The following is an 8,212-nucleotide window of genomic DNA, read 5'->3' on the forward strand; positions in this document are numbered from 1 at the left end:
CTCCCCCGACTGACGAACCCGAAATCGGCTACTGAAGTCCACTCGGTAGCAACTGCGCGTAGAGTTGGGCGGGTCCGCTCCTCGTCGAAACCAGCAGAAACGAGTAAAGGGACGAGAACTTTGGAATGCTTATCCTCTGTTAGCACGACGGCGTCGATTGCACCTCCTCTGAGCTGGTCACCCTTATCCAGAGCGCCGAGCTCGGTCAGAACAGAGATGACATCTGTATCCTCGGGAGAGTGCAGCTCACCACCAGTGACCCAATGAATGGCTGCATCCTCATCCAGCGCGTCAATGACGTGACGGGAATGCGTCGCGATGATCACTTGAAAGTTTCCTTCCCCCGCAAGCTCCGAAAGCAAACAGACCAATTGGCGCTGACGATCCGGATGCAGGTGTGCGTCAGGCTCGTCTAGCAATAGCAGTGGCGGCGCATCTTTGGCCGCATAGGCAAGAATCTGCACTGCTTGAAGGAACCCTGTTCCCGCCGCATCCAGCGGCAACCCGACTTCGTTGTGCGAGACTGTGGCCGATATAGACTCGTCTCGGTCAAGGAAGTAGGCCGCCGCTGCGGAATGAACCGCAGCGGCGGAGTCGAAGTTATTGACGTTAGCCGGCGTTTGCCCCATGGGCTCCACAACAGATCACTGCCACACTATCTCGCCCCCCCATGAGGAACTGATGACGCGTCAACCTGTCCTTTGGATATCTTTAGAGACACCCTCACCAATCAAATCGATATTTCGTTTACAGAATACTAATAGAAACCAATTCCAGCAAACATGGCAGCATTGCCTCTACTGATACCCAATATTTTATCTAACGTCATTCAATCTCATGACTTTTCCGCAATTGCGCTCTCAAGGAACAAATTTCACAAATTCACCTTCGCCAACCTGGGCCTTGACGATCTCGGTGTAGAACTGGGAGGCAGAAGTCGTGTTTAAGAACGCGTTTGGCGCCCAAATCATCACTCCTCCGTAGCCGCCATCGACAATACTTTTAACGATTGGACGCGCTTCAGAAGCCAAAGTATATTGAGGAGAGATGCCGAGAAATAAGATTCTCTCGTTCATTCCGTAGTTGACATATGGCCTCAGATTACCGACGTCACCACCATAGGTCATCTCATAGCCTTCGGACAGCTGAGTCGCCACATTGTACTGTGCTGAGGAAAAATACTGGAAGTCGCTCCATAGTGCTTTTGTCAGCACTTTTCTTGAGAAATACGGATTGCTCTTAATGGCTTTGAGGACCGAGTAGAACGCCTTTTTGTTGCCATTACAGTTCGAATATTCGTCGTCGACGTTGATGCCATCCAGGCCATACTTCACCACGTCCGCCACCATTGCGTTGGCAAGCTTCGTCGCAGTCTGTGCAGACATATCGCATGACCAGCCCGCATACTGATGATTGCCCAGATACGAAATCTGGACCTTGATGCCTTTCTTCTGCAGCTCTCTTACGACGTGGATGTTGTCTTTCAGGATTGTGCTCATTTCAGTGTTGTAATAGAGCATCGGCGTATTGGGGTCATTACCATTAATGTTGGCAGCGAACAGGACCAGATCGGAGAAGAACGGTTTGCCGGTGCCATTCACGATATAACTTCCCACATCCTTCACATCTTGCACTGAAGGGTTATTCAAGAACACGATATTTCGCGCGGCGAACACCTCGCTACTTACGAAAACAGCAATTAGACCGGCAATCCAAAGTGTAGTTTTACTTAACATCGACTGATCTCCCGCGTTCTTTAAAAAGCTCGATTGATTGGAGTGAACCTTCTTGTGCCTGCAGACGCTTCGGTCCATCACTACTCAACATGTCATCTGATGCCGTCATCCCAATATTTGTGACCAACCACTAAGAAATTAGATCGATCCAACTCACTCTATCTAGCGCATACGTCCGTACTAATAACGAATCTAGGCAGTTCCCTCCCTACCTAGAGGCAATCTGCCAGGATTGATGCATTCCTTAGAGGACGACCCCTGCATGTGGCAGGGGTCGTTTTCCTGTTGGTGTGAATCGCCCATTCTTGTCGCTACATCACGCGCTTCATCGGCATTGAGCTTCCGTTGAACCCTGTGGCAGCGGCACGTTCACTGCATCCCAGGCACAGGCAACGGCATTGCTCTGCTTGGCAGTCAACAGACCACGATCCTGCAATTCCGCGGCGGCCTTCTGCGTTGCTTCGCGTGCCTTGGGATAATCGGTCTGCGAGGTCATATGCAGCCGGAGCGCCCGATACCAGATCTGGCCCGCCGTCTTGTTGGTGATGGCCACCAGACTGGTGCTGCCATTACACACAAGATCGGCCTTGGTCAGGCTCTTCCTGTGTGACGCGGGAACTTTCGATCCCTCGGATAATAGGTAGAAGAAGTGATTACCAATACCGGAGGTGAAGTGCGAGTCGACCTTCGCCTTTCCGACTTCATCGGTCACGGAATAGTCAAATCCGACATCCGGATAGCAATCGTACGAAGCGAGGGTGTACGGCTTGTCGTGGTAGGTGCCCGACCTCGTATCGAGACTCGGCTTGAACATATAGCGAAATGGCTTCCCGTCGACTCTGACGCTCTCCCCTATCAGGTAATCCGGCGGATCCTTCGAATTGTTGTCGAAGAACTCGACCAGCGTACCATTGATGTCGGAATTGGCTTCATTCAAGCCCGCCGCGTCACCACTGGACAAGAAATTGGCCGTCGCGCTAGCAACGCCATGTGACATCTCATGACCTGCCACGTCAAGCGCGACCAGGGGATTCGATACGCCGGCATCGCCGTTAAGATAGAACATCGTCTTTAGCTGCGAGTTCCAGAACGCATTGGTCCTTTCTATACTGCCGCCTTCCAAGATATGCGTCATGGAACTGAGATTGGCGATTGCGGTCACACCTTTTCCATCGTCATAGATGCCACTTCTGTCGTGCTGCCTTTTGTAGTAGTCCCACGTCTTAGCTATACCGTAGTGCACCTCGGCGCCTATCCGCTGCGTCAGATCGACTTGGTTGTCGCCCCAGAGATTATCGGTATCGAAGAATGGCTTCGTTTCCAAGGCGTCTATTTTAAGAGCGGCGGCGCCAATGGCGGCCATAAGCGCGAGATCCGAGGTGTCCTTGCCGCCGAAATCCTTCGTTTGACCATTGCCACGGGTTTCATCCATCAGAACGAAACCGGCTCCCGAGGGGTTCTCGGCGGCAGTCACCTGGCTGGTGCTGATCGAAACCTTCCCCCTGTTGAGCGTGAACGCCGAACCTTCGGCGGCCAGGGCCAGCACGTTGCTCCGTCGGCCAAGATAGCTTCCGTTGTTCGCATCGACGTAGATCAGGTCGTCCACTGGAATGCCATCGTCCCCCAGTCCACTCAGATGGACCTGATATGCCAAGGTGGGCTGGTTGTCCTTCGCGAAGTAGACCATCTCGGTCGTCGGCTTGTTGAGTGCCTCGGTCTTGAAGTTCCGGCTGGCCAAATCGATCGCCTGCCGCGCGGTAATGCTAGGTAGTGGATCGGATGCGAGGGATTGCGCATCTGGCACGATCAAGTCGAGTGTATTGGTCGTGGACAGGAACTGCCCATTCTTGGAATGGACCACCATATCTCCTCCCTCGACCGGCAGGCCGCGATACTTCCGATCCATTCGCACGTATTCGCTGCCATCCGATTCCACGATAACGTCTTTTGCCTGGTAACTTTCCGCCGCAAGAGCGGCATTACTCGCGGTCCTGCCGGCAGCGGCCGCCTTCGCAATTTTCTGCTCGCGTAGCATGTTCTCGGCGCGAACGATGGCGGCCTGCTTCTTCGCCTCTACCGTCAAGAGAATGCCCTGCTGATTGCCAGGGACCTGCGCCATCGCGGTATGCTGCTCTCCTGCGGAAAGTTTCGATACGACATCGGCCCGCGTGGACACATTTCCGCCGTTCGTGCTGAGGACGTCACTGGAATAAGCAACTATTCCGGCTACGCCAGCCATAGTGAGTGCGATAGATGCTGTGAGAATATTTTTCTTCATGGACATGAACATGTGCTCCTAATTTGGGTTGAGTCTTTGCATGAATTCGGCCTCCCATGTCGATGCACGACCTTACAAGGCCGTCCCCTCTGGGAGCGACACATTCACCGTTCTCAATGCATGCAACTGCATTGCCTATTCTTATCGAGCCTCAATACTCAGAAAATCAATCTTTGATGATTCCACGCTCCCGATGAGTCGTTTGTTTCAAAAAAACGACACGCGGCAAGCCTCCCCCTACCTTCATCTGAGAAATTTCCGTCGCTGCTCCTCCCGCAGCAACGGTGTGCCGGTGGACAGTTCCATCAGCGTGAGGCCGGGATTGATCGTCTCCTCAAGGATGGCCTGCACGATCTCAAGGGCGAGCGTGGTCAACGTCAGGCAGCGGCTCATTGTTGCCCGCTCTATCCCTCCAGTTTCGACAGTGCCGAGATCGAGTCCACCTCACCAGACTTCAGCCGCGGCGCCGCAGCGCGATCGGGATCACCACCGCATAACCGCCATCGGATGACTTATGCAGGTGATATGTTCCCCGGAATAGACACAAAACCCCAAAGCCGCCACTGCTCCTCCACATCCAGCGGAACGTTGTGCCGCACTGCCCGCACTGTCATGGTGCGCGGTTGCTTCCCATCGAGAATCGCGCGCACGATGTCCAGCGCCAGCAGCGTAAGGCGCAGGGTCTGCTTGACGGTCGTGCGCTCCTGCCTAACCCCACAAGCCAGGGCATCCGTTGGTTCGTGGAGCAGCTCGTCTCACAAGGGTTCGAGTGGACGCGGCTGCATGGCGGAGTGAAGGACATCGCCGGCCTGCTTTGAAACCCCTGTTGCCGGAGCAGGACTACGACGACACCGATGCCTGTGACCAAGGTGACTCCTCACCTGATTCTTTCTACGTGCGCGCGCGTAGAGACTAATCAGTAGCTGCGTCACCTTCGTCACCACTCAAGCGAATCAATGTTTTAGGAGCACTCCATGAATAGCAACGACCTGACTTACGATCGCCTTCATCGGCCACGTCCACGGCGTGGCACGCACAACTGGTCGGCGCCCGCTGATTGCCCGAATTTCTCGCCGTAGTCCACGATTTTTTCACCCGTCCGAAGTGGGCTAGGTGAGCACGATGCAGACGTGGACCATCAAGCAGGTCGCCGATCGCTTTCAAGAGGCGGCATTGACGGCGCATCGCCTTCCGCCCGCTCGGCGTACAAGGGCACTTCAACTCCTGGCCGGGCTTCAACCGCCGCGTGGGAGGGCTATGCCGACGAGAAGATCATTCTGCGCATTCAGCCTTCGCCTGCCGCGCTCGATCGCTTCGATGAAATGGTGCGCTGGCTGCGCTGACTCAATGTCGAGCAGCGCAAGCTGGTGTGGTGGCGCGCGGCCTATCTTCCCGAGCGCGAGATCTGCGGACGTATCAGGCGCGATCGCAAGACGGCCTAGCGCCATTGGCAGTTCGCCTTGGCGCTGATCGTCGTGCAACTCAACAACGCCCCACTCCGCTTCGCCGAGACGAGCCCTCCCCTGCCCGAACGCAATGTGCGCTGATGTGCGTTCTCACCACAACAAATATCGATATGCTTGCCTGACGCTTACCCCCCGGTTTCCAAGTAGCCTATCAGGCAGGCTGGCCGTATTGCCCTTGATGTAGTCCTCACGTCAAAGCTGAGAGCGGAAATTCACTCCACTCTCGCTGCCGCCAGTTTTGCTGCAGCCTGACTGGTGGTAACGAGGCTTCTTCGATCAACCTCGATACGGCCACTTTTCTAGGTAGTAGACAGACACGATCAACTGCGGCGCAAGCGCCGATAGGCAGCTTCCTTAACGTCGCGAAACTGCCTCAGACAGCTTCCTTAATAGCGGGTCCTTCCCGCACTGCAACAGGGCGGGCGGCCAAGCCGCGGAACCTCGATAGCGACAGGGTGCGAACTCGGGTTCACACCCTGCACAATTCGCGTAACTGGCCTATGCGCCCGGCCCATGAAGTCTAATTCTTGCAACCGCCATGGCCGTTGCCCGGCAACGATCACCAACTCGCCTGCGACGACGCCAACCCTCAACCGATTACTACAATATCCGGTTCGCCAAAACAGATAGTTTTAAAATAGGGGCAATGATCCCAATCAACCGTGTCGCCAGATAATTTTCTTGAGTCCACAAATCCTGCTTCTTATCACCTCCCGACAATGTCTCCTCTTCAAAGACAATGTCTCCTCATCAAGAAGATGTGCTGATTGGTCTTCGGTCAGAAGGATATCGCCTTCATATAGGACGGGCTGGAGCTCGGGGTCTATCAAATTACTAATGGCAGCTGGTTCTGTTTCTAGGAACTGGAGCCGTGCCAATCTCGATTGCGTGCGAGAGGCCGATGCGCGGGTCAGCCTTGTCAGGGTCGCCGACAGCAGGAACGCATTGCCGAACCCCGCCGCTGTCTGACTCGTCCCCACCAGGTGGTTACCACTGTCGCTGAGCGCTGCCGGCGCACTGGTGAAGCCGCCCAGCGTGCCAATCCCCGCAATCTCCAGGGTCGCGCTGCCCGCGAATCCTTCGACGCGTCCATCACTAGTCTGGGCGACCCCCGTGAATGTACCGTCATCGGCAATGTCGATGATCGTCGTCCAGAACCCGCCCAGTCCTCCGATGTCGAGCGCTTCCTCACTCGCCGGATTGTTGACAGGCGACCACACGAACGCGCGGCTGTAGCCCTCATCCGTCAGGTAGTTGCCGACGATGACGCCGCCCTCATTCATGTCGGCGACAGCAAGCTGTTCACGAGACGGGCCCGAGACTTCCAGATCGTCCAGATACGTCAGCGTGTTGTTGGCCGCCCACCGCACGGCGACGATGTCGCCGGTCGCAGTCTCACAAGTGCCCGCAATCTGCCCACTCTGATTGATGGCAGCCGCCACGCAGTTGGAGCCATCGGGCAAGCGGGGAAGCGCGCTCACAGTGTAGCCCAGCACACCCGGCTGCCATCGCACCGCAATACTTCCTCCCTCGTCCAGCGAGCAGGTTCCGACCACAATTGGGCTGGCATCGTCGGTCATGTCGGCGATCTGACACCCCGTACTGCTGGTCAGCAGGGGCGGCAGCAATCCCAGCTCCGGCAGCTCGACCGCCGCGGTTTGTCCGGCGCGCCAGATGACCGCGCGCGGACTGCCGCCGCCGTCGAGACTGGCGCCCCCCACCACGCCGGCGTGATTGATGATCCCCGCCGCCGCGTTCACGTGACCAAGCAGGGGGTTCAGCCGTTGCGGCAGGCTACCGGGTAACGACAGGGTCCAACGCACCGGGAAGAACTCACCCGCCGCACCTTTCTCGCAGTTGCCGACCGCGATGTTGCCGTTATTGATGTCGTAGACACTGCAGGGGCCATCCGGCTCCAGCATGGAGAGCGGCACCGGGATTTCAGTACCAGGGGCCCAGTAAACGGCGCCCACATCGCCCTCAGCGTCGCGGCATGTTCCGACGACCGCGCCCGAATCGTTCGTGTTCACGGCGCTACAGACATTGCCGCCCAGGGTACCCAGTCCCTGCGCGTGCACGGGCACCGACGGCAAGAGTGCGAAGGCCGCCATGGCAAGCGCAGCGGTGATCGAAGTTCTGATGCACATACCTGTCTCTCCTGTCCTGGTACGGCCATCGGTGACCGCCGAACCGATCTACTCCGGTTATCGCGGCAAAACCGAGAAATCGATTCAGGCCCCACACCGACTAGCTGTTTCCTAGTCGGAACTGTTGCTCATTGCGCAGCCAAAATGCGAACACGGATGTGAATGCCACGTGCAAGGCGGGCGACACCGCGCGTGGAATCAGGCATCGGGTCGCCCGCCCCGGCGATCTGTGGCAGTTGGGCGCGCATCGTTCCCACAGGTGGCGCATACCCAGCTCATGTTTTTCGTGTACTACCTGTACAGCTCATTGCCTGAGTTGAGAAATTTTGTCGGCGATCCGGGGTAAATCATGTGGTCTATCCTGCCGCCCGTCGCGAGGCAGCGGCTTCGGTTTCATCAAGTCTCGTATTCTCCGCTGTCCCATGGCTCAAAAAAGGCCATGTAGTTGCCAGGCTGCATCTCAACAGACCAAACGTCATCATCTACTTCCAGCAATTTGGCGATTAGGCCGAACTCAAGACCGAAATGCTCAAGAGTGAAGGGGGCGACCTGCTTACTTCCAGGCCATTTCGCCCTTGGCTACCT

General features: G+C 56.4%; 6 protein-coding genes. 1 reads left to right on the forward strand and 5 read right to left on the reverse strand.

All coding sequences use genetic code 11. The features are described from left to right. The 4 genes from LG367_RS17985 to LG367_RS18000 all read right to left on the reverse strand — a co-directional run. The coding region (locus tag LG367_RS17985) for an ATP-dependent nuclease (protein WP_226470647.1) at positions 1–629 on the reverse strand (629 nt) is incomplete at its 3' end. Between the two features lie 231 nt (positions 630–860). Further along, a complete protein-coding gene (locus LG367_RS17990; protein WP_226470648.1) occupies positions 861–1,814 on the reverse strand; it encodes a glycoside hydrolase family 18 protein in 954 nt (317 codons plus the stop codon). Positions 1,815–2,061: 247 nt separating this feature from the next. Then, entirely contained in the window at positions 2,062–4,020 is a 1,959-nt protein-coding gene (locus tag LG367_RS17995) for a M4 family metallopeptidase (RefSeq protein ID WP_226470649.1), read from the reverse strand. A 237-nt stretch (positions 4,021–4,257) separates the two neighbouring features. Continuing rightward, on the reverse strand, positions 4,258–4,407 hold the full coding sequence (locus tag LG367_RS18000; protein ID WP_226470650.1) for a hypothetical protein: 150 nt from the start codon (positions 4,405–4,407) through the stop codon (positions 4,258–4,260). Positions 4,408–5,144: 737 nt separating this feature from the next. Here LG367_RS18000 and LG367_RS18005 point away from each other — a divergent pair. Further along, positions 5,145–5,357 carry a hypothetical protein gene (locus LG367_RS18005; RefSeq protein WP_226470651.1) on the forward strand — a complete coding sequence of 71 codons (213 nt, stop codon included), beginning with the start codon at positions 5,145–5,147 and terminating at the stop codon, positions 5,355–5,357. A gap of 779 nt (positions 5,358–6,136) precedes the next feature. Here LG367_RS18005 and LG367_RS18010 read toward each other — a convergent pair. Continuing rightward, positions 6,137–7,627 (reverse strand): hypothetical protein, encoded by a 1,491-nt coding sequence (locus LG367_RS18010; protein ID WP_226470652.1) that lies wholly within the window; start codon positions 7,625–7,627, stop codon positions 6,137–6,139. Between the last annotated feature and the right edge of the window lie 585 nt (positions 7,628–8,212).

This window comes from Luteimonas panaciterrae, assembly GCF_020511115.1.
In the GTDB taxonomy this organism is placed as follows: Bacteria; Pseudomonadota; Gammaproteobacteria; order Xanthomonadales; family Xanthomonadaceae; genus Luteimonas; species Luteimonas panaciterrae.